Source organism: Nostocoides sp., from assembly GCF_037045025.1.
Taxonomy (GTDB): domain Bacteria; phylum Actinomycetota; class Actinomycetes; order Actinomycetales; family Dermatophilaceae; genus Nostocoides_A.
In genome coordinates this window covers 78360-98703 of the sequence record NZ_JBAOHM010000012.1, presented here as the reverse complement: position 1 = coordinate 98703, position 20344 = coordinate 78360, and the positions used below count along the sequence as shown (strand labels likewise).

Below are 20344 nucleotides of genomic sequence, written 5' to 3'. Positions count from 1 at the left end.
GACGCCAGGTGTGTCGCGAACCCGAGGGATCGACGCGGTCAGCCGCGGTCGGCTCGATCACCGCACACCGAGCGCAGCCAGTGGCAGCTAGCCGCGTCAGTCGCCGACGACCTCGCGGGCCAGGGCGTTGGGCATGTAGTCGTAACGCACGAACTCGCGGGTGAAGGCCCCGGTGCCGTGCGAGACCGACCGCAGGTCGATCGGATACCGGGACAGCTCGTGCTGCGGCACCTCGGCCCGGACGGTGGTGAACCCTTCGGTCTCGGCCGGCTCGGTCCCGTGCACCTGGCCGCGCCGGCCCCGCAGGTCGGCGAGCACGGCGCCGACGTGGTCGTCGGCGACGGTGACCGCGATCTGGTCGATCGGTTCGAGCATCGAGACGCTCGACTCGTTGGCCGCCTCCCGAAGTGCCTGGGCTGCCGCGGTCTGGAAGGCCATGTCGGAGGAGTCGACGGAGTGGGCCTTCCCGTCATACAGGGTGATCCGGACATCGACGCAGGGATAGCCGGCGAGCACGCCCTTCTCCAGCTGGTTGCGGGCGCCCTTCTCGACCGAGGGAATGAACTGGCGCGGGACAGCGCCGCCGACCACCTTGTCGACGAACTGGATGCCGTCGCCCCGCTCGAGCGGCTCGATGAGGATCTTGACGACGGCATACTGGCCGTGGCCGCCGGACTGCTTGACCAACCGGCCCTGCACATCGCATTGGCGGATGAAGGTTTCGCGCAGTGAGGTTTTCAGCGGCTCGGCCTCGACGTTGACGTTGTAGCGGTCCTTCAGCCGGGAGAGCAGATCCTCGATGTGCGCCGGGCCGAGGGCCCACAAGACCAGCTGGTGGGTCTCGACGTTGTGCTCCAGCCGCATCGTCACGTCCTCGGCGACCAGGCGCTGAAGGGACTGGGCGAGCTTGTCCTCGTCGTTCTTGGAGGCGGCGTGGATCGCGACCGGCAACAGCGGCTCGGGCAGCAGCCAGGGCTGCACCAGCGCCGGCTGGTCGGGTGCCGAAAGGGTGTCGGACGTCTCGGCGTGGGCGAGCTTGGTCACCCAAACCAGGTCGCCGGCGATCGCCCGATCCCGTCCGACCGACTCCTCACCGGCGACGCTGTTGATCGCGCCGACCCGGTCGGCGTCGGTGTCGTGATCGGGGTGCCCGGCGATTTCGTGGCCGATGAACCGTCCCAGGTGACCGGAGACGTGCACCGGCTGCTCGGGGGCGAGCGCGCCCGAGAAGAGGCGCACGAGGGCGAGGCGCCCGACGTATTGGTCGCTGGTCGTGCGCACGACTTCGGCCACCAACGGCCCGGCGGGGTCGCAGCTGATCTCGGCGAAGTCGCCGCCGTCCGGCGTGGTGACCTGCGGCATCCAGGCATCCACCGGCGAGGGGAAGCCGTGCTCGAACAGGCCGAGCAACTCGCCAACGCCCACGCCGCTGGCCCAGTGGGTCGGGACGATCGGGAAGAAACGGGCGGTCGCGATCGCCTTGCGCAGGTCCTCGCGCAGGGCGGCGGCGTCGAGTTCTTCTCCCTCGAGATAGCGATCGAGCATCGACTCGTCCTCGGACTCCTCGATGATCGCCTCGACGACCGGGCCGCGCAGCTCCTCGACGAGCTGCTGCTGATCGTCATCCGGGGCGCCGCTGGCCGAGCCATCGGGTCCGTGCACCTCCTGGCCGAGCAGGTCGAGCAGCCCGACCACCTTGTCGGACGTCATGATCGGCACCTGCAACGGCTGCGCCTCCCCGAACGCGCGGCGGCAGGCATCGAGGATGCTCGGGTAGTCATCGCGGGTCTGCTCCAACTTGGTCAAGGCGACCGCCCGCGGCATACCGACGGCGGCGCACTCCCGCCACAACATCCGGCTGGCCTCATCGACCGAGGCGCCCGCCGCGACGACGAAAAGGGCGGCGTCGGCCGCGCGCAACCCGGCGCGGACCTCGCCGACGAAGTCGGGGGCACCGGGGGTGTCGACGAGGTTGATCAGCAGGTCGCCGTGCCCAATCGCCGACATCCGCAGCGCGGTCGACGGGGCGCCCTCGTCCTTGCGGCGGGCCGCGCCCTCGCCATAGACGAGCCGGTCGAACAGGGTGCTCTTGCCGCCGCCGCTCGGCCCGACCAGGACGACATTGCGGATCCGGTCGGGGGTTGCCGGGACGGGCAGGGACGCACCACTGGGTCGACTCATGGCGTCCACCTTAACCACCCCGTGCGGTCACGCCGGCGGCGTGGCCGCGGCCGGCTCAGCGTGGGCTCGCCAGCGCCTCCCGGATGCCGCTTTCGGGCTCGCCGAGCACCGGGTCGCGCCTGCTGATGATGTCGTATGCCGCCTTGACCGCGGCCAGCTTTTCGCGTTGCGCGCCGCTCGACCACTCGTGCGCGTACTGCTTGGCCGCGGTATCGCCGACGCCGTCGGCGTCGAGTCCAAGAGCGCGGCAGGTCGCGACCGCCCGGGGCAGATGGTAGTCCTGGGTGATCGCGATGACCCGGTTAACGCCGAAGATCCGCTTGGCCCGGGCGCACGAGTCGTAGGTGTCGCGGCCGGCGAAGTCCCGCACGATCCGCTGGGCGGGCACGCCCTTGGCGATCAGGTAGTCCGACATCGCGGTCGGCTCGTCGTAGTCCGTGCGGCGGTTGTCGCCGGAGACGAGGATCGCCTCGACCTTGCCCGCGTCATATAGCCCCTTGGCGATGTCCAGCCGGAAGGCGAGATAGGGCGTCGGCGCGCCGGCGGCCGTCAGCCCGGCGCCGAGGACGAGAGCGACCGGCGCCGACGGGGCGTCGGACACGGCATACAGGTGGCCGCGAGATGCCCGGTCGATCCAGAGGTTGGCGCCGACGGGCACACCGATCGCGAGCGCCGCCAGGCTCGCCCCGGCGATCAGGAGCTTGCGGCGGCGGGCCATACCACCAAGGATAGGCCGCTTCGAGCCCCGGACCGATGCCGCTGTGGCATGGTGTGGGCATGGGCAATATGGTCTGGCGCGTGCTCGGCACCGGTGCAGCGGTCGTGGCGGGGATCGTCGCCAACAAGACGGTGGACACGGTCTGGCAGAAGGCCGGCAAGGACAAGAACGCCGATCCGGAGAATCCCTACACCCCGATCGGTGAGGCCCTCGCCCTTGCCGTTGTCAGCGCCGCCGCGGCCGCCCTGGCCAAGACGCTGTTCACCCGCAAGGCCGCGGAATACTACGAGCAGTCCGCCGGCCACCTGCCCCGCCCGATGCTCGACAAGGAGGAAGCGGCCCGCGAGGCGTGAGTCGCACTGTGGCCGCAGCGATCCAGACGCCGGCTGCGCCCTGTGGATAACGTATGCCGCCCTTCACGGGAGGATGACATCATTGGTGGATGACACTGCCGGGGGAAGTGGGAGACGATGGCGGACGTGACGACGCTGCCGAGGAGCCGGGCGCTGACGCGGTCGGACCTCGAGACGATGCCCGACGACGGGCACCGTTATGAACTCATCGACGGGGCACTCCTTGTGACTCCGGCTCCGGTCACCAAGCATCAGCGCGCCGCCATGCGGCTCGGTGTCCAGCTGCACACAAGCTGTCCGCCCGGCTTAGAGGTCTTCGCAGCGCCCTTCGATGTGGTGCTGGCTGACGACACCGTGTTGCAACCGGACCTCCTGGTTGCCCGCGTGTCTGACCTCCACGCCGCCAACCTGCCGGCGCCGCCGCTCTTGGCGATCGAGATCCTCTCGCCCAGCACGCGGTGCATCGATCTGTTGCTCAAGCGGGCGCGCTTCGAAGCGGCAGGCTGCCGCTCCTACTGGGTTATCGACCCCGACGAACCGAGCATCACCGCCTGGGAATTGTCCGACGGGACTTATGTCGAGGCTGGGCGCGCCCGTGGCCAGGAGACGCTCACGCTCGAGCTGCCGTATGCCGTGACGATCTGCCCCGCAGACCTCGTCGGTTGACGGTTGCGGCCAGGGCGCTGGTCGGACGGACGATCACGCTGTCGCCAGCACGACCGGCGGCCCGTGGTGGTGGGATCGGGCGATCACCTGGCCGTCGAGTTCGGTCCGCGGGCCGTGCGCGAGGACGTCGTAGCCGCCGGTGAGTTGCGCGGGCGGGACGCCTTCCATCGTGAGGTGGGCCAGCGGCATACGGGAGCGGGCATCGGCGACGATCTCCCGGACGCGGGCGCTCTCCTGCGCGGGCCAGTATTGCGCGGTGATCGACTGCCACACCACGGTGAGGACGCCGTCGGGCGCGGCGGTCAGCTGCCGAGCCAGCCACCTGGACGCCGATTCACGATCGACGCGTGGCGGATGCCGTTGCGCCACAACTAGTGCCGCCTGGAGACGGCGATCGCGAGGGAGGTCGAAGGGCCAGACGAACGAGCGCAGATAGGCAGCCGCGTCCGGCTGGGTTACGTCGATCGGGGCGATGTCGCAGCCGCGGTGCTCGACGATCTCCACCGAGACCGGGTGGACGCCGGCCGCCTCGGTGTCGAGCACAAGCGGGCTGTCGACCGGGCCCCAGGCCCAGTCCGGACCGGTGACCCGATAGTGGGCGGCGTTGAGGTTGAGCCCCGCAGAGGCGCCCGGTTCGAGCAACCGGATCCGAGGCAGGTCGTGCCGGCGGGCCGCCTCGAACAGGCCGATCGCCAACAGCGCCGACCGGCCGACCTCGTTGGTTTGCGGGGGATGCTCGATCGCGGCCTGCAGCTCGAGAAGGTGATTGGCAAGCACGGGTCGCAGCACCGGCCAGATTTCTGCCGGGCCGCGGGTACCGCCGAGAGTGGGATAGAACGCGGCAAGCTCGGGTTCCCCGCCACGCAACACGAGGCGATAAATGCCCGCCAACAGGCGCAGTTGGATGGCGTCCGCCCGAGTCGCGTCGTGCTTGCTGGCGACGATCGTCGCGGTCACCCCACCCGCGTCCAGATCGTCGGCGAGCTCGGCGAGCATGACCCCATAGAGGTGGTCGCGGTGCCCGAAGTGATTGCGGAATTGATCGGCCAGGCTCATGATCGCCACCCCATCTGGGCTTCGACGTCGAGGGCGCGGGCGATCGGGACACCAGGACGGTAGGCGAGGTGGAGGTGGCTCGGGGCGTCCAGGACGGCCAGGTCCGCCCGGGCGCCGACCTCGATCCGGCCGATGTCGTCGCGTTCCAGCGCGGCCGCGCCGCCGCGGGTGGCCGCCCAGAGCGCCTCGGCGACGGTCATCCCCATCTCGCGGACGGCGAGCGCGATCATGAGCGGCATCGAGCTGGAAAAGCAGGTTCCGGGGTTGCAGTCGGTCGCCAGGGCGACGGTGACGCCGGCGTCGAGGAGCCGGCGGGCGTCGGGATAGGGCGAGCGGGTGGAGAATTCGACACCCGGCAGTAGCGTCGCCACGGTCGTCGAGCCGGCGAGCGCGTCGACGTCGGCGGCGGTCAGGAACGTGCAGTGGTCGACGCTCGCGGCACCGAGCTCGACGGCCAGCCGCACGCCGGGGCCCGGAGCGAGCTGGCCCCCGTGGACGCGGGGGCGCAGGCCCGCGGCCATACCGGCGGTCAGGATCGCGCGCGCCTCGTCGCCGTCGAAGGCGTGCGCGGACCCCGGCTCGCAGAAGACGTCGACCCACCGGGCGTGCGGCGCGCAGGCGGCCAGCATTGGGCCACACACCAATTTGACGTATGCCGCGCGCTCCCGCGCGTACTCGGCCGGCACCACGTGCCCGCCCAGGTAGGTCGTCTCGGTGGTCACCTCCGCGGCCAGGCGCAGCATCCGGGCCTCGGTGTCGATGTCGAGCCCGTAGCCGGACTTGATCTCGATCGTCGTCGTGCCCTGGGCGCGCAGCTCCGCGACCCGCGTCGCAAGTAAGCCCCGCAGCGCGTCCACGCTCGCCGCCCGGGTGGCGGCGACCGTCGTTGCGATCCCGCCCCCGTCGTACGCCTCCCCGGCCATCCGCGCGGCGAACTCCGCCGCACGATCACCGGCAAACACGAGATGGGAGTGGCTGTCCACGAAGCCGGGGATGACCGCGCGGCCGGCGAGCGGCATACGGACATCGCAGGGCGGAGCCTGCGCCGCGGGGCCGATCCAGGCAACCATGCCGTCCTCGACGACGACCGCGGCGTCGGCGAGCGGTGCGACCCCGACCGGCCCGTCGCCGCGACAGGTGACCAACTCGCCAATCTCGTCGAGCAGGGTCGCGGCCATCAGCGGCGGACGGCCTCGAAGGCCTCGGCGAGCAGGCGGCCGACATCGCCGAGCCGGTGCTTGCCGTCGGTGACGATCAGCTCCCCCGCGACGATCGTCGCCAGCACATCGGCCGAGGTGGCCGAGAACAGGATCTGGTTGGGGCGGCTGCCCGCGGTGCGTGGGGAATCCCGCTGCACGACAACCAGATCGGCAAGCTGCCCGGCGGCGATCGCTCCACCGTCGGGCCAGCCGAGCCGGCTGTAGCCCACCGGCCCGGCGGCGGCGGCGAGTTCCTCGAGCGTGAACCGGCCACGCTCTCCGGTCAGCAGGCGTTCGTGCATCTCCAGCCCACGGACCTCCTCGAAGGGGTCGATCATCGCGTGCTGGTCGGTGCCGAGGCACAGCGGGACACCCGCCTCGGACAGCGCCCGGGCCGGGCCGATGCCGTCGGCGAGATCGCGCTCGGTGGTCGGGCACAGGCATACGGCGGCGCCGCCGTGCGCGAGCCGGTGGATGTCGTCGGTGTCGGCGTGGGTCGCGTGGACGGCGGTGAACCCGGGCCCGACGAGTCCGGCCTCCTCGAAGACCCGCGTCGGGGTGCAGCCGTAATAGAGCGTGGCGGCAGCGTTCTCGGCGAGCTGCTCGCTGACGTGGGCGTGGACCGGCCGGTTGCCGACGATCGACGCGAGGTCGCGGAGCGCGTCGCGGGGGACGGCGCGCACCGAGTGCACCCCGGCACCGATTCGGGTGGTCGGGCCGTCGGCGAGCCGGCCGACTCGCCCGATCCAGTCGGCGACGTGCCCGTCGCTGAACCGCTGCTGGACCGGGTCGAGGTCGAGGTGGCCGGAGCCGGCCAGGCCGCCGCTGAGATAGCAGGTGTCGAGCAGGGTCAACCGGATGCCCGCTTCGGCGGCGGCGGCGACAACGGCGTGGCCCATGGCGTTCGGGTCGTCATACGGCTGGCCGTTGGGGCCATGGTGGAGGTAGTGGAACTCGCCGACGACCGTGAACCCGGCGCTCACCATCTCGGCAAAAACCGCGCGGGCCAACCCAAAATAGGTGTCGGGGTCGAGAACCCGGGCGACGGTATACATCTGGTCGCGCCAGGTCCAGAAGTTGCCACTCGCGTGGGTGCGCCCGCGCAGCGCGCGGTGGAAGGCATGGCTGTGGGCGTTGGCAAAGCCCGGGAGCATGATCCCGTCGAGCTGCACGTCCTCGGCTGCGGGAGGGGCCTTGGAGGTGACCCGGGTGATCCGCCCGTCGGCGACCTCGACGCGCACCCGGTGCGCCAGGCCCGTGGGCAGCACGGCGCTGGTGGCCCAGTAGTTCGTCATCGCGCAGCCCCAGCCAGGTCGGTCACGGCGGCGACAACGGCGTCGACACCCGCGAGGCAGTCTGCCAAATCGGCATGCTCGGCGGGCGAATGGGACACGCCGGTGGGATTCCTCACAAACAGCATGACGCTCGGGATGCCCGCCTGGTTGAGCACGCCGGCGTCGTGTCCGGCGCCGGTCCCCAGCAGTGGTATGCCGCCGAGCGCGGCCCGCACCCGCGTCACCAACGTGGGGTCGAAAGTCGTGACCGGGGTCCACGACTCCTCGCGCAGCTCACCGTCGCGGGCGGCGACGGCGGCGCCGATGTCGGCGACGGCCGCGCGCACGGCGTCGGGGTCGGCGCCGCGGGCATCGAGCCAGGCGCTGGCGTGACTCGGTATGGCGTTGACCCCGCCCGGGAGCACCTCGACCTTGCCGATCGTCGCCAGACAACCCCGGCGCTCGGCGGCCGCGCGTGCCTCCTGGATGACGCCGGCGAGCGCGAGGAGGGCGTCCCGGCGGTCCTCCAGGCGGGTGGTGCCGGCGTGGTTGGCCTCGCCGAGCAGGTCGATCCGCCAGCGCCCGTGCGGCCAGATGTCGGTGCCGACCGCGATCGGGGCGGCGATGTCGGCCAGGGCGCGGCCCTGTTCGATGTGCAGTTCGAGATAGGTCCCGACCCGCCCCAGAGCCTGCGGATCGGGCGCGATCTGCTCGGGGTCGTGTCCGGCCGCGCGCATCGCCTCGGCCATCGTGATGCCGTCGGCGTCGGTGAGGCCGCGCGCACGGTCGGGGTCGAGCAGGCCGGTGATCACCCGCGAGCCGGCCAGCGCGATCCCGAACCGCGCCCCCTCCTCGTCGACGAAGTTCGCGAGGCCGATCGGCCGATCCGGCTGGAAGCCATTCTCTCGCAGTCGTTCCACGGCGAGGAAGGCGGTGACGACGCCGAGGGGACCGTCATACGCGCCGCCGTCGGGGACCGAGTCGAGGTGGCTGCCGATGACGAGCCCGGGCCCGTCGGCGTCCGGGTCGCCCCACCACGCCCATTGATTGCCCATCCGGTCCGCCGTCAGGTCCAGGCCGAGCCGCTCGGCGTGGGCACGGAACCAGTCGCGCAACTCACCGTCGGCGCTGGTCCAGGCAAATCGCCGATAGCCGCCGGTATGCCGATCCCTCCCGACCGGCTGCAACTGCTCCCACATCGAGAGGAACGCCTCGGACGACACCAGACGAGCAAAGCAGATGACGGGCCGATTCCGGAATCGGCTCACGGGGGAATGTGCTGGATTCCGGCCGCGGCCGAAGCGAAACCCGTGTCAATGGAGTGCTCACCCCATTGACCGCCCGCGGGCGGCAAACTAGACAGGGGGGCACAGGCGGGCTTCAAGGCGCGGGGACGGCGCGGGCCTCGCCGGAGCGAGTCCGTCATGCGCAAACTCTTGGCCATCACTTGGGCGGCCGCCATGGGGGTCAGCACCGTCGGCGTCGTGTCCACGGCGCAGGCCACCGCGTCGTCCGCGGGGCTCGCGAGCGCGTCGGGGCAGGTCTCGACGTATGCCGGTCACCGCTTCCGGCAGATCGCCACCGGCGGATCGCACGCCTGCGGGCTGACGACCGCCGGTGGGGTTTACTGCTGGGGAGCTGGTTTTGCCGGCCAGCTGGGCAACGGCGGCACGGCGGACTCGAGTGTGCCAACACCCGTGCGGGGGCTGTCCGGCGGGGTGGCGGCCCTGGGGGCCGGCGGCAACACCAGCTGCGCCGTCACCACCGCCGGTGCGCTCAAGTGCTGGGGCTACAACAACCTCGGTCAGGTCGGCGACGGTCGCCACACCTGCATCGCGCTCACGACCGGGGCGGTGCGGTGCTGGGGCGTCAACGAGTACGGCCAGCTCGGGGATGGGACCGAGACCGACCGGTTGACGCCGACGCGCGTGACCGGGCTGCCCAGTCCGGTCGCCGGCGTGGCGCCGGGCAATGACCACACCTGCGCCCGCACCACGTCGGGGACCGCCGTGTGCTGGGGAGCGAACTACTCCGGGCAACTCGGCGACGGAACCTACGTCGAACATTACGCGCCCGCGCCCGTCCCCGGCCTGACCAGGGGTGTCGTGGACATCCGGGCGGGCAACTTCACCACCTGCGCAGAAACGGCGGACGGGCGCTTGCAGTGCTGGGGCGATGATTCGTATGGCGCCCTCGGCAACGGAGCAGCGGGCGGCTGGAGCCGCCCGAGCCAGGTCGTCGGGATCACTGCCGGAGTCCTGTCCATCGACGGCGGTTACCTGTTCACCTGCGCGGTCGACTCCAGCGGCGTTGGCAAGTGCTGGGGCCTCAACGATAACGGCGAGCTCGGAAATGGATCCATGCAGGACTCGACCGTGCCAGTCACGGTCCGCTAGCCAGCGGCCACCCGCCGAACATGAACACGCCCCCGAGCCCACTGTGAGACGTCCAACTCACCCTCAACACAACGGAGAACCATGCATCCAGTAACTCGTTCCATCCTGGCCGCGGGCGCCGCGGCCGCCGCTACCTTCGCCGCCCTGCCGGCGGCCGGCCAGGCCGCCGAACCGGCCGGCGCCTTCCCAGCAGTCCGCCGCTGGCCACCGCTTCGCCAAGATCGCGGCCGGTCCCAAGCACACCTGCGGGTTTGATGGCAATGGCAAGGCATTTTGCTGGGGCTACAGCGGGGAGGGTCAACTCGGGATCCCCTACCCCTACCCAGCCACTACATCCTTCCCGCGCGCGGTAGCCCGACTGGCGGACGGTGTCCGGTCGATCGCCGCGGGAAGTGACTTCTCCTGCGCGGTCACCAGGCGCGGCGCCGCCCGCTGCTGGGGCAGCGAGCTGTTGGCACCCGTGCTGGGCGACCCGGATCCCTCGTCCAGCGACGTACCGATCCCGGTGACCGGTCTCGGGTCAGGGGTTCGGGGGATTACCGCCGGGGCGCACCACGCCTGCGCTCTCACCCAACCCGGCGCCGTCAAGTGTTGGGGCAGCAACGAATTCGGTCAACTCGGTGACGGGACGACGTGGCGGGAGACGCCCGTTGCCGTCGCCGGCCTCTCGTCGGGCGTCACCGCAGTGTCGCTGGGTGTATCGCACAGCTGCACCGTGCTGACGTCCGGCGTGCTGAAATGCTGGGGCGCCAACAACAACGGCGAGCTGGGCGACGGCACGCGCACCAACCGGCTGACACCGACCCGGGTGGTGGGGCTCGCCGGTGGTGTTGCCTCGGTTGGCGCCGGGAGCTACCACACCTGCGCGGCGACGACTCGGGCGCGGCGAAGTGCTGGGGCGCGAACTACTACGGCGAGGTCGGCGACGGCACCCGGACCCGGCGCCTGGCGCCGGTGACCGTTTCCGGCCTGGCGGCCGGAGCCACCTCGATCACGGCCGGTTTCCATCACTCCTGCGCCGCCACCGGCGCCGGCGCCATCACGTGCTGGGGCCTGAACGACCACGGGCAGCTTGGCGACGGGACCCGGGTGAATCGGACCCGGCCGTCCCAGGTCGTCGGCCTGTCCCGGGGCGCTTCCCTGCCAACCGGGGGGTGGTCCTACTCCTGCGCCGTCGCTGCTGGCGGGGTCGGGAAGTGTTGGGGCGCCAACGAATCCGGCCAGCTCGGGAACGGAACCACCACGAGCTCACTCGTCCCGGTGACGGTGCGGTAGGGATTGCGGCGGGAAGCCGACTGGCACGGGGTGGGGGAACCAGCTTCGATACGACGATGGTCACCCTGCTGCTGCCCGATCTCGCCCTCATCGGCCTGGGGTTGCTGCTGCGGCGCGGCACGCAGTGGGGCGATGACCTGTGGGCCGGGCTGGAGCGCTTGACGCACTACGTCTTCTTGCCGGCGTTGCTCTTCCTCTCGATCGCCCGCACGCCGGTGAGTGCGGCGACGGTCGGCCCGCTGATCGGGGTCGTCGTGGCCGTGGTCGCGCTCGGCTGGCTGCTGGCCTGGCTAGCCCGGCCGGTGCTCCGGGTCGGCACGGACCGGCTGGCGTCGGGCGCCCAGTGCGCCTACCGGTTCAACAGCATCCTGGTCCTGGCCATTGCCGACCGCGCAGGCGGCGCGAACGCCGCGGGGCTCGCGGCCGTGTGCGTCGGCCTCGGCGTCCCTCTGGTGAACCTCCTTGCGGTGCTCGGCCTGGCCCGGCACAGTGAGCGATCTCTTGCCCGCGAACTCGGCACGAACCCCCTCCTCATCGCGACGGTGACGGCCGGCGTGGTCGCGGTTGCCGGAATCGACCTGCCCGGGCCGATCGCCGCACTGCTGCAACGAACCGGCAGCGCGGCCATCCCCCTCGGACTGATCTCCGTCGGGGCCGCGTTGCGGTGGGGAGGGGCACTTCGCGAGCCTCGCCTCGTGGCCTGGATCATCGGCATACGGGCCCTCGTGCTGCCGGCAGCGGTCCTCGCGCTCTCGCCGCTCGCGGGAGTGGGCTCGGACAGCCGGCCGGCACTGATGGCGTTCGCCGGGGCCCCGACGGCGACCGCGTCCTACATCCTCACCAGCCGGATGGGTGGGGATGGGCCGTTCGTCGCGATCCTCGTCAGCCTCTCGACGGTCGTCGGCGCCGTCACCGCCCCGATGTGGCTGGCTCTCGTCATGCGGTGAAGCGGACGCATATGCGCGGCCTCGGAGATTGCCTGGCGACGATCACTGCGGCGCTGCACACCGACCAGGTCGGCGATGGTCCTGGGCACCTCCGTCGCCGTAGGACTCGACTACCCTCACAAGGCCCGGGAGCCCTGGCGCGGCGGCGATCTCGGCCGCGAGGTGCTCGGCGCGGCCGCGGTAAGCCGGGTCGGTGAGCAGCTGGTGGAGCGCTCGTCCCAGTTGCCGGGCGCTCGCCCGTCGCCGCGCGATCCCCACCCCGCAGCCGGACCAGCGCACCCGGGCGACGACGTCGCGTTTGTCCTCGGTGGCACCCACGGCCAGGATAGGCACGCCGTGTCGAAGGGCGTGGTTCACCCCGCCATAGCCGCCGTTGCTGACGAAGACACTGCACCGGGGAAGCACCTCGTCAAACGGAAGGTAGTCGGCGGTGCGCAGGTTGGTGGCCTCGGGGAGGTCACCAGCGGCGATCGATCCGCCGGTGGAGACGACGACCCAGACGTCCTGTCCCTCCAGGGCCGAGATCGTGGGCGCGATGAGATCGCTCAGCTCCGCGTTGGCGATCGTGCCCTGGGTGGCGAGCACGACGGGGCGGTCACTCGCGGCGACCTCGGCCCACCAGGGTGGGAGCAGGTGTTCCTCGGTCCCGCTCGAAGTCAGCGGCCCGACGAAGTGCACGGGCGGGCCGTCTAGGGCTCTCGGGTACTCGAATCCCGGCGCGGTGAACTGGAGGAGCCCGTCCGCGGCGAGGGGCCAGTCCGAGAACCGGAACCCGAGCCGCCGTCCGCTCGCCTGCAGCACCCGTGCCTCGGCCGTGCGCTGCACGGGCCGCAGCAGGTATGCCGCGGCCGCGCCGGCAAGGCGGTGCACCACCGCGCCGCCCGGGCCGCTCGCGGGAGCCAGGTTGGGCACCGGGTAGACCATGGGCAGGATCCCAAGAACCAGCACCGGCGGCCGCTGTCCTGCCGGCCGCAGCACGAGCGGAACGGCGCCCATGAACAGGGGGTCGCACAGCACGACGTCGGCCCGCTGGTCGTCGAGCGCCCGGTCGATGACGCCCAGGTGAGCCGGGATGGCATCGACGAAGCTCGTCAGATCGAACCGGGCCAACGCGACCCCGCGCAACCGACGCCGCTCGGGAAAACTCGCATCGAGGTCGGAGTCGTCGAAATCGACCCCGTCCGGCAGCGGCAGCCAGCGGGCACCGAGCGCCTCAAATCGGGCGCCGTAGCGCCGGCCGGTGATGACCCGCACGTCATGCCCGGCCTCGATGAGGCCGGCGACAACCGGCAGCACTGGTCCGACGTGGCCGCGGGCGGGCTGGACACACACCAGGATGGAACAGCGCGGCATATCGGTCTCCTAATAATCCATCGATACACTGTACAACCGAATATGTCCGAGAAACGCCACTCCCGCAAGTACGATTCGACCGGCCGCCAGGAGCAGGCCGCCCGCACCCGCGCCCACGTGATCGCGGTCGCCGGACGTCTCTTCGCGGCCAAGGGGTATGCCGCGACGTCCATGCGCGCCGTCGCCGCCGGGGCCGAGGTCAGCCTCGAGACCGTCGTGTCGACCGGACGCAAGGCCGACCTGCTGCTCGCGGCCTTTGCCGCGCAGTTTGCCGGCGACCCGGACGCGCTGTCGCTCCGGTCACTGAGCCCGCCCGCTGATCCCACGCGCCCGCTCGTTCTGGACGCGGTGGTCGGCGATCTGGTCGGGCAGATCGTGCCCCGCGTGGCCGACTCGATGGGGATCTGGCGCGCCTTGCGCGTGGCCGCCGAACAGGACGCCGCCGTGGCAGCGGCGCGGCGCGACCAAGCCCGTCACCGCCGCGCCGACATCGTCACCCACATCCGAGCGCTCGAGCAGGCCGGGCTGGTGGCGAGGCGAACTCCGGCCGAACGGCGCGCGCTTGCGGACAGCCTCGGGCTGGTGCTGTCCCACGACTCCTACGACCAGCTCGTCGTCGTTTGCGGTTGGCGCCCCGCGGCATACCGACGGTGGTGTGCAGCAACACTTGTCGCGCTGCTACGCGCCGGCTGGAGGTGAGAGGCGCCGGGAATCGGCGACCGGGTGCCGGTCACCCCTCGCGCATCGGCACCCGCACACCGCGGTCGGCGGCGACGTCCTCGGCGCGGTCATAGCCGGCATCGACGTGCCGGATCACGCCCATCCCGGGGTCGTTGGTCAGCACCCGGGCAAGCTTCTCGGCGGCAAGCGGGGTTCCGTCGGCGAGGCTGACCTGGCCGGCGTGGATGGAGCGGCCGATGCCGACGCCGCCGCCGTGGTGGATCGAGACCCAGGTCGCTCCGGAACTCGCCGCGGTGAGGGCGTTGAGCAGCGGCCAGTCGGCGATGGCGTCGGAGCCGTCGGCCATCGCCTCGGTCTCCCGGTAGGGGCTCGCCACGGAACCGCAGTCGAGGTGGTCGCGGCCGATGACGATCGGCGCGCTGACCGCGCCGGAGGCGACGAGGTCGTTGAAGGCCAGCCCCGCCTTGTCCCTCTCACCGTAGCCGAGCCAGCAGATGCGGGCCGGAAGCCCTTGCCACGCAATGCGTTCCTGCGCGCCGCGGATCCACTTGTGGAGGCGGTCATTGTCGGGGAAAAGGTCGAGGACGGCCTCGTCGGTTGCGGCGATGTCTTTGGGGTCACCGGACAGTGCGGCCCAGCGGAAGGGGCCTTTGCCTTCGCAGAACAACGGCCGGATGTATGCCGGGACGAACCCGGGGAACGCGAACGCCCGGTCATACCCCCCGAGGCGCGCCTCGTCGCGAATGCTGTTGCCGTAGTCGAAGGTTTCGGCGCCGCCGTCCATGAACCCGACCATCGCCTCGACGTGCCGGGCCATCGACTCGCGAGCCCGGTCGGTGAACTCTTCCGGCTTCTTGGTCGCGTAGTCGTCCCAGTCTTCCAGCGCGATCCCGAGCGGCAGATAGGACAGCGGGTCGTGGGCGCTCGTCTGATCGGTGACGATGTCGATGTCGACGCCGCGGCGCAACAGTTCGGGGAGGACCTCGGCGGCATTGCCGACGACGCCGACCGAGTGGCCACGCCGTTCTGCCTTGGCGCGCAAAGCTTTATCGATGGCGTCGTCGAGGTCGTCGGCGACCTCGTCGAGATAGCGGTGCTCGACCCGGCGTTGCAGCCGGTGGGGGTCGACGTCGACGATCAGACAGGCGCCCTCGTTGAGCGTGACCGCGAGCGGTTGCGCGCCGCCCATACCGCCGCAGCCGCCGGTGAGGGTCAGCGTGCCGGCGAGCGTGCCGCCGCCATTCCCCTGCCCGCCCTCTCGGTGGGCGAACTTCTCAGCGATCGCGGCGAACGTCTCGTAGGTGCCCTGGACGATGCCCTGGGTGCCGATGTAGATCCACGAGCCGGCGGTCATCTGCCCATACATCGTCAGGCCGAGATGCTCCAGCCGCCGGAACTCGGGCCAATTCGCCCAGTCCGGAACGAGGTTGGAGTTAGCGATCAGCACCCGCGGCGCCCACTCGTGGGTGCGGAAAACGCCGACGGGACGGCCCGATTGGACGAGCATCGTCTCGTCAGGAGCCAGGGTGGTCAGCGTGCGGACCATCGCGTCGTATGACGCCCAGTCGCGCGCCGCTCGCCCGGTGCCGCCATAGACGACCAGGTCGTCGGGCCGCTCGGCCACCTCGGGGTCGAGGTTGTTCATCAGCATGCGCAACGGGGCTTCGGTGCTCCACTGCCTCGCGGTCAAGGTGGTGCCGCGCGGGGCGCAGACCGGGCGGGCGCCGTCCATCGGATCTCCTCGTCATCGAGTCTCTTGCGTCCCGAAATCATCCCACCCCGGTCAGGAGCTGGGCCAGTATGACCCGCCGCGGCCCGAGTTCGGGGAGTTGCGGAGAGTCGCCGGGACAGTCATCGCCGGGACAGTCAAACAATCAATGGGGGCGTCTCCGGCTGATTTGATCGTGCAATTGCGGCGAGTCGATCGGCATTGATCGTTTGAGTGTCCGCATCGTCCCTGTTGCGCCCTGTCTTGCGCCCGCTGCGGTCGTTGGGCTGACCCGACCCGGACCTAGATCGTCCGGAATTCGGCATATGGTCGCCGACATGAGCACACCGCACCCGACCGCGCCGGCCAGCCGCCCCCTGCTCGACCTGGTCGTCCTCGATTGCCCCGACGCGCCGGCGCTTGCCCGGTTCTATGCCGAGATCCTCGGCTGGGCGCCCGAGGGCGAGGCGGACGGCGACTTCGTCGTCATCGCGCCGCCGCAGGGCGGCATCACGCCGGACAACCCCGACGGGCGCACCTGCCTCGGCTTCCAACAGATCCCCGACTACGCCCCGCCGACGTGGCCAGGCGGCGCGCATCCCCAGCAGGTCCACCTCGACCTGTCCTGCCGCGGCGACATCGCCGGCATGGAGCCGCTCGTGCTGGCCGCAGGCGCCACGGTGCACGAGCACCAACCGTCCACCGATGGCGGATTCAAGGTCTACCTCGACCCGGCCGGCCACCCGTTCTGCCTGATCCGCTGAACGCCCGATCCCGTTGGCCGCCCGGTTGTCCACAGGCTTCGCCCTCGCCGTTCGCGCGACCTCGGCAACCCAGACATCATGAACGGATGGCACGGCAGTGGGAAGTGAGGGACGATGGCGAACGTGACCATGCTGCCGTGGAGCCGATCCCTGACGAGGGACGACCTGGACGGCATACCAGAGGACGGGCACCGATATGAGCTCGTGGACGGAGCCCTCGTCGTGACCCCCTCCCCGGCGATGCGCCACCAACGCGCCTCCGGCCGGCTCTTCGTGGCGTTGGTCCAGGCGTGCCCGGCAGGTCTGGAGGTGTTTGCGGCTCCCTTCGACGTCGTCCTCACCGACGACAGCGTCCTGCAGCCGGATCTGCTCGTCGCCCGGCAGGCGGATCTGACCGACGCCAACCTGCCGGGAGCGCCGGTGCTGGCCGTGGAGATCCTCTCGCCCAGCACGCGGCGTATCGACCTGCTCCTCAAACGATCCCGCTACGAGTCGGCGGGCTGCCCGAACTATTGGGTGATCGATCCCGACGAACCATCCGTGATTGCGTGGCGCCTGGAAAACAACCGGTATGTGGAATCGGGTCGGACTTCCGGGTCGGACCGGCTGACCTTGACCAGCCCGTTCGCCGTGACGATCGTTCCCGCTGATTTAGTCGTCTGACGCGATCGTCGCCATCTCCCCCGTCGCCTCGCGAACCCGGACCGGACGGGCCGGACCACCTCGACGGGTTGCCGATCCTCGCCTTCGCGACTCGAGAATCCTTGCGGGAGTGGCTGATCGCCGAGCACGACTCCTCACCGGGAGTGTGGGTGCGGCTGGCGAAGTCGGGGACCGGCATACCGAGCGTGGACTTTCACGACCTCCTCGAAGAGGGGCTGTGCTTCGGCTGGAGCGAGTCGATGCGCCGGCGCGGCGACGGCTCCAGCTATTTGCAGAAATTCACGCCCCGGCGCACTCGCGGGACCACCTCTCAACGCAATCTGCGCCTGGTTTCGACGTTGCGCGAACAGGGGCTGATGACCGCAGCCGGCGAGGCTGCCCTCTAGCGCCAGGTGCGGCCCGAGGGGGGTCCGCGCGGGAGGGCTCAGTTGAGGGGACCCGCCGCCTCCTCGGCGGCCGCGACGACGGAGCCGTCGGTCACGGCGAGGACCGCTCCGGCAATGTCGTCGGCGATCACCCGGTCCGGGCCGGGTGCCGTGCGGGTGACCTCGTCAAGCGCCGCGATCACAGCGGCCGAGACCGGCGACGGCGCCAGTGGCGCGCGCAGCCGAATTCCGCGTGCGGCGGTGAGCAATTCGATCGCGAGCACCTGGCGCAGGGTGTCGATCGAGCGGCGCAACTTGCGCCCGGCCGACCAGCCCATCGAGACGTGATCCTCTTGCAATGCGCTGCTCGGGATCGAGTCGACGCTCGCCGGCACGGCCAGCCGCTTCATCTCCGAAACCATTGCCGCCTGGGTGTATTGGGCGATCATCAGCCCGGAGTCGACGCCCGGGTCGTCGGCGAGGAAGGCGTTCAGGCCGTGGTTGCGGGCCTTGTCGAGCAAGCGGTCGGTGCGGCGCTCGCTCATGCTGGCCAGGTCGGCCGCGGCGATCGCGAGGAAGTCGAGGACATAACCAACCGGCGCGCCGTGGAAGTTGCCATTGGACTCGACCCGGTCATCGAGGGTGACGACGGGATTGTCGATCGCGCTGGCGAGCTCCGAGGCCGCGACCCGGGCGGCGTGCTCGATCGTGTCCCGCATGGCGCCCGCGACCTGGGGCGCACAGCGGAGTGAGTACGCGTCCTGGACGCGGGTGCAAGCATCTGGGTCGCGATGGGACTCGCGGATCTCGCTGACTGCCAACACTTTCCGCATGTTCGCGGCGCTGAGGGCCTGACCCGGTTGCGGACGCAGCGCCTGCAGGTCGGCCGCGAAGACGTCGTCCGTGCCGAGCAATCCCTCGACGCTCATCGCGGCGGCGAGGTCGGCGACGGTGACGAGCGCGCGGAGGTCGGCGATCGCCATACAGAGCATGCCGAGCATGCCGTCGGTGCCGTTGATGAGGGCCAGCCCCTCCTTCTCGGCGAGGTCGACGGGCGTGATGCCGGCGGCCGCGAGCGCCTCCCCCGCCGGCAGCAGCTCGCCGCGCGCGTCCCGGACCATCCCTTCGCCCATCAGCGCGAGCGCACAATGCGCGAGCGGCGCGAGGTCGCCGGAGCAGCCGAGCGACCCGAACTCGCGCACAACGGGCGTGATCCCGGCGTTGAGCAGAGCGGCATACGCGCGCAATGTCTCTTCTCGGACGCCGGTGCGCCCGGTCGCGAGCGTCTGGATCCGCAGGAGCATCAACGCCCGGACGACCTCACGCTCGACCTCTGCGCCCGCGCTCGCGGCGTGCGAGCGAATCAGGCTGCGCTGCAACTGATGTCGCTTGTCGATCGGGATGTGCATCGTCGCGAGCGCGCCGAAGCCGGTTGAGATGCCATAGTGCGGCACGCTGTCGTCGGCGAGCGATTCGACGACTGCGCGCGTATGCCGCACGCGCGCCCACGCCGGCTGGCTCACCACGATCTGCACCGGCTCGGCGAGGTAGTGCACGCCGAGCGGGCCGCTGCGGGCAATTGCGACGACCTGCTCGACCGTCAGGGGCTCGTCACCCAGGATCACCGTTGAACTCACGGGTCAATGAAACACTCTCTCCCGCGGTTCCGTGCGCCGCTCGGGCGCGCCGGTCGCGCCGGTTCCCAAAACCCGGCCGTGGGCGCCTCCTAACCGTCGCGGCAGAGGAGGTCCCATTCGGTCTCGTCCCAGTCCGGGTTCGCCGGACCAAGTCAGCTCGTTCTCGTAGCAGGCGAGCATTGACTCCAGCCAGGCGTCGACTTGGGCCGCGGCGGCGCACGGGTGCGCGCCGGGCGGCGGCACGAGGGTCGGATGGGTCGCTGTCATGATCTCTCAATAATACACATGTCCACTGACGGGTGCAATGGATTCGCGCTTTATTTCCGCCGCTTTGTTGTGCATTTTTCATAGGGCCACTGTGCTGTTCGCGATTATCGGTCAAACCAACTCGGATCAAAGCGAGACCGGGAAGCGCCCTGGACTGCCGGTCTGCGGCGGCCACGGGATACGTCCCAGGCCGGCGAGCACGGCATCGGCATCGCTCAACTGCTCCGGGAGGTCGGCGCCGGCGATCGCCTCGAGCGTGCGGCGCGCGAGAGCGGCGCCCACCGGCGTCCCACCCGAGCCCAGGTCGAGCTGATGGACGGCCAATTCCACGACCCAGGTCGCCAGGAAATCCCCCATCGTCATCGCCTTGCCCTGGAAAAGCACGACGCGATCCGGCGCGCCGACCAGCACGCGTCGGGCGAGATCCGCGACAAGGCGCAGGTGATGGACCGCGCTGGCCGGTCGGCTGTAGGCAGACGCTGTGCGTCGCAGCCACAGAATGTGCGCGACCGGATCCGCATCGCGGTCGTCGGGATGACTGGTCCAATAGCTCGCGGCGTCGTGATCGGGTGTCTGGTCGGTGTATGCCGCGGCCGTCGCCGCCATCTCCTCCACCCCGAGGCGCACATGGACGATGACGTCCAGACGGCTCCAGCCGCGACACCGCGCGGGGTCGAGGGCCGCCAGATCATCCATACCCGCTGCGGCAGAAACGAATTCGTGAAGCTGGTCGAGGAATAGCCCGCGGGAATCTTCCAGGGGGACACGCAACGCACGCATGCGCAGAGCGTATGCCGCATGCAGGCAGCGCGCGGAGCCCCGGACCCGCGCGCCCTGCCGG

The 20344-nt window shown here is 70.6% G+C and carries 20 protein-coding genes and 1 pseudogene; 11 read left to right on the top strand and 10 right to left on the bottom strand.

What is annotated here, in order from left to right; translation table 11 throughout:
• Positions 1-96: 96 nt before the first annotated feature.
• Both V9G19_RS15630 and V9G19_RS15625 read right to left on the bottom strand, forming a co-directional pair.
• Entirely contained in the window at positions 97-2181 is a 2085-nt protein-coding gene (locus V9G19_RS15630; RefSeq protein WP_462286357.1) for an elongation factor G-like protein EF-G2, read from the bottom strand.
• Positions 2182-2236: 55 nt separating this feature from the next.
• Positions 2237-2899: a SanA/YdcF family protein gene (locus V9G19_RS15625; RefSeq protein ID WP_462286356.1), complete on the bottom strand. Its 663-nt coding sequence runs from the start codon at positions 2897-2899 to the stop codon at positions 2237-2239.
• 35 nt (positions 2900-2934) lie between these two features.
• Between V9G19_RS15625 and V9G19_RS15620 the strand changes: the two genes are divergently transcribed.
• Positions 2935-3252 (top strand): DUF4235 domain-containing protein, encoded by a 318-nt coding sequence (locus V9G19_RS15620; RefSeq protein WP_462286355.1) that lies wholly within the window; start codon positions 2935-2937, stop codon positions 3250-3252.
• 117 nt (positions 3253-3369) lie between these two features.
• Positions 3370-3918, top strand: a complete 549-nt coding sequence (locus V9G19_RS15615) for a Uma2 family endonuclease (RefSeq protein ID WP_462286354.1) — start codon at positions 3370-3372, stop codon at positions 3916-3918.
• Between the two features lie 33 nt (positions 3919-3951).
• Here the strand turns inward: V9G19_RS15615 and V9G19_RS15610 are convergent, their stop codons facing one another.
• The 4 genes from V9G19_RS15610 to V9G19_RS15595 are packed head-to-tail and all read right to left on the bottom strand — an operon-like array spanning position 3952 to position 8670.
• The gene (locus V9G19_RS15610) at positions 3952-4974 is read right to left on the bottom strand and encodes a DUF2332 domain-containing protein (protein ID WP_462286353.1); all 1023 of its coding nucleotides are present in this window, start codon (positions 4972-4974) and stop codon (positions 3952-3954) included.
• The gene (gene hutI, locus V9G19_RS15605) at positions 4971-6152 is read right to left on the bottom strand and encodes an imidazolonepropionase (RefSeq protein ID WP_462286352.1); all 1182 of its coding nucleotides are present in this window, start codon (positions 6150-6152) and stop codon (positions 4971-4973) included. Before hutI ends, V9G19_RS15610 begins: the two co-directional genes overlap by 4 nt.
• Complete coding sequence (locus V9G19_RS15600; RefSeq protein ID WP_462286351.1) at positions 6152-7468, bottom strand: formimidoylglutamate deiminase; 1317 nt, start codon at positions 7466-7468, stop codon at positions 6152-6154. The genes hutI and V9G19_RS15600 overlap by 1 nt, the downstream gene beginning before the upstream one ends.
• Positions 7465-8670, bottom strand: a complete 1206-nt coding sequence (locus V9G19_RS15595; protein WP_462286350.1) for an allantoate amidohydrolase — start codon at positions 8668-8670, stop codon at positions 7465-7467. The genes V9G19_RS15600 and V9G19_RS15595 overlap by 4 nt, the downstream gene beginning before the upstream one ends.
• 201 nt (positions 8671-8871) lie before the next feature.
• Here V9G19_RS15595 and V9G19_RS15590 point away from each other — a divergent pair, with 201 nt between their 5' ends.
• The 5 genes and pseudogenes from V9G19_RS15590 (at position 8872) to V9G19_RS15570 (ending at position 12065) form a co-directional block, all read left to right on the top strand.
• Positions 8872-9843: an RCC1 domain-containing protein gene (locus V9G19_RS15590; RefSeq protein WP_462286349.1), complete on the top strand. Its 972-nt coding sequence runs from the start codon at positions 8872-8874 to the stop codon at positions 9841-9843.
• Between the two features lie 220 nt (positions 9844-10063).
• Positions 10064-10279 (top strand): annotated as a pseudogene (locus V9G19_RS15585) (hypothetical protein); the annotation flags it as partial.
• 24 nt (positions 10280-10303) lie between these two features.
• The gene (locus V9G19_RS15580) at positions 10304-10801 is read left to right on the top strand and encodes an RCC1 domain-containing protein (protein WP_462286403.1); all 498 of its coding nucleotides are present in this window, start codon (positions 10304-10306) and stop codon (positions 10799-10801) included.
• Complete coding sequence (locus V9G19_RS15575; protein WP_462286402.1) at positions 10705-11118, top strand: RCC1 domain-containing protein; 414 nt, start codon at positions 10705-10707, stop codon at positions 11116-11118. Before V9G19_RS15580 ends, V9G19_RS15575 begins: the two co-directional genes overlap by 97 nt.
• 56 nt (positions 11119-11174) lie before the next feature.
• Positions 11175-12065 carry an AEC family transporter gene (locus tag V9G19_RS15570; protein ID WP_462286348.1) on the top strand — a complete coding sequence of 297 codons (891 nt, stop codon included), beginning with the start codon at positions 11175-11177 and terminating at the stop codon, positions 12063-12065.
• Positions 12066-12107: 42 nt separating this feature from the next.
• Here V9G19_RS15570 and V9G19_RS15565 read toward each other — a convergent pair whose 3' ends face one another.
• Positions 12108-13418 (bottom strand): glycosyltransferase, encoded by a 1311-nt coding sequence (locus tag V9G19_RS15565; protein WP_462286347.1) that lies wholly within the window; start codon positions 13416-13418, stop codon positions 12108-12110.
• Between the two features lie 42 nt (positions 13419-13460).
• Here V9G19_RS15565 and V9G19_RS15560 point away from each other — a divergent pair, with 42 nt between their 5' ends.
• Positions 13461-14117: a TetR family transcriptional regulator gene (locus tag V9G19_RS15560; protein ID WP_462286346.1), complete on the top strand. Its 657-nt coding sequence runs from the start codon at positions 13461-13463 to the stop codon at positions 14115-14117.
• A 31-nt stretch (positions 14118-14148) separates the two neighbouring features.
• Here the strand turns inward: V9G19_RS15560 and hutU are convergent, their stop codons facing one another.
• Complete coding sequence (gene hutU / locus V9G19_RS15555; RefSeq protein WP_462286345.1) at positions 14149-15831, bottom strand: urocanate hydratase; 1683 nt, start codon at positions 15829-15831, stop codon at positions 14149-14151.
• 314 nt (positions 15832-16145) lie between these two features.
• Here hutU and V9G19_RS15550 point away from each other — a divergent pair, with 314 nt between their 5' ends.
• From V9G19_RS15550 to V9G19_RS15540, 3 genes are all read left to right on the top strand, one after another.
• A complete protein-coding gene (locus V9G19_RS15550; RefSeq protein ID WP_462286344.1) occupies positions 16146-16571 on the top strand; it encodes a VOC family protein in 426 nt (141 codons plus the stop codon).
• Between the two features lie 114 nt (positions 16572-16685).
• Positions 16686-17234, top strand: a complete 549-nt coding sequence (locus V9G19_RS15545; RefSeq protein ID WP_462286343.1) for a Uma2 family endonuclease — start codon at positions 16686-16688, stop codon at positions 17232-17234.
• A gap of 68 nt (positions 17235-17302) precedes the next feature.
• Positions 17303-17620, top strand: coding sequence for a YdeI/OmpD-associated family protein (locus tag V9G19_RS15540; protein WP_462286342.1), 318 nt, complete (start codon positions 17303-17305; stop codon positions 17618-17620).
• Between the two features lie 38 nt (positions 17621-17658).
• Here V9G19_RS15540 and hutH read toward each other — a convergent pair whose 3' ends face one another.
• A complete protein-coding gene (gene hutH / locus V9G19_RS15535) occupies positions 17659-19236 on the bottom strand; it encodes a histidine ammonia-lyase (RefSeq protein ID WP_462286341.1) in 1578 nt (525 codons plus the stop codon).
• A 393-nt stretch (positions 19237-19629) separates the two neighbouring features.
• A complete protein-coding gene (locus V9G19_RS15530) occupies positions 19630-20283 on the bottom strand; it encodes a maleylpyruvate isomerase N-terminal domain-containing protein (protein WP_462286340.1) in 654 nt (217 codons plus the stop codon).
• Between the last annotated feature and the right edge of the window lie 61 nt (positions 20284-20344).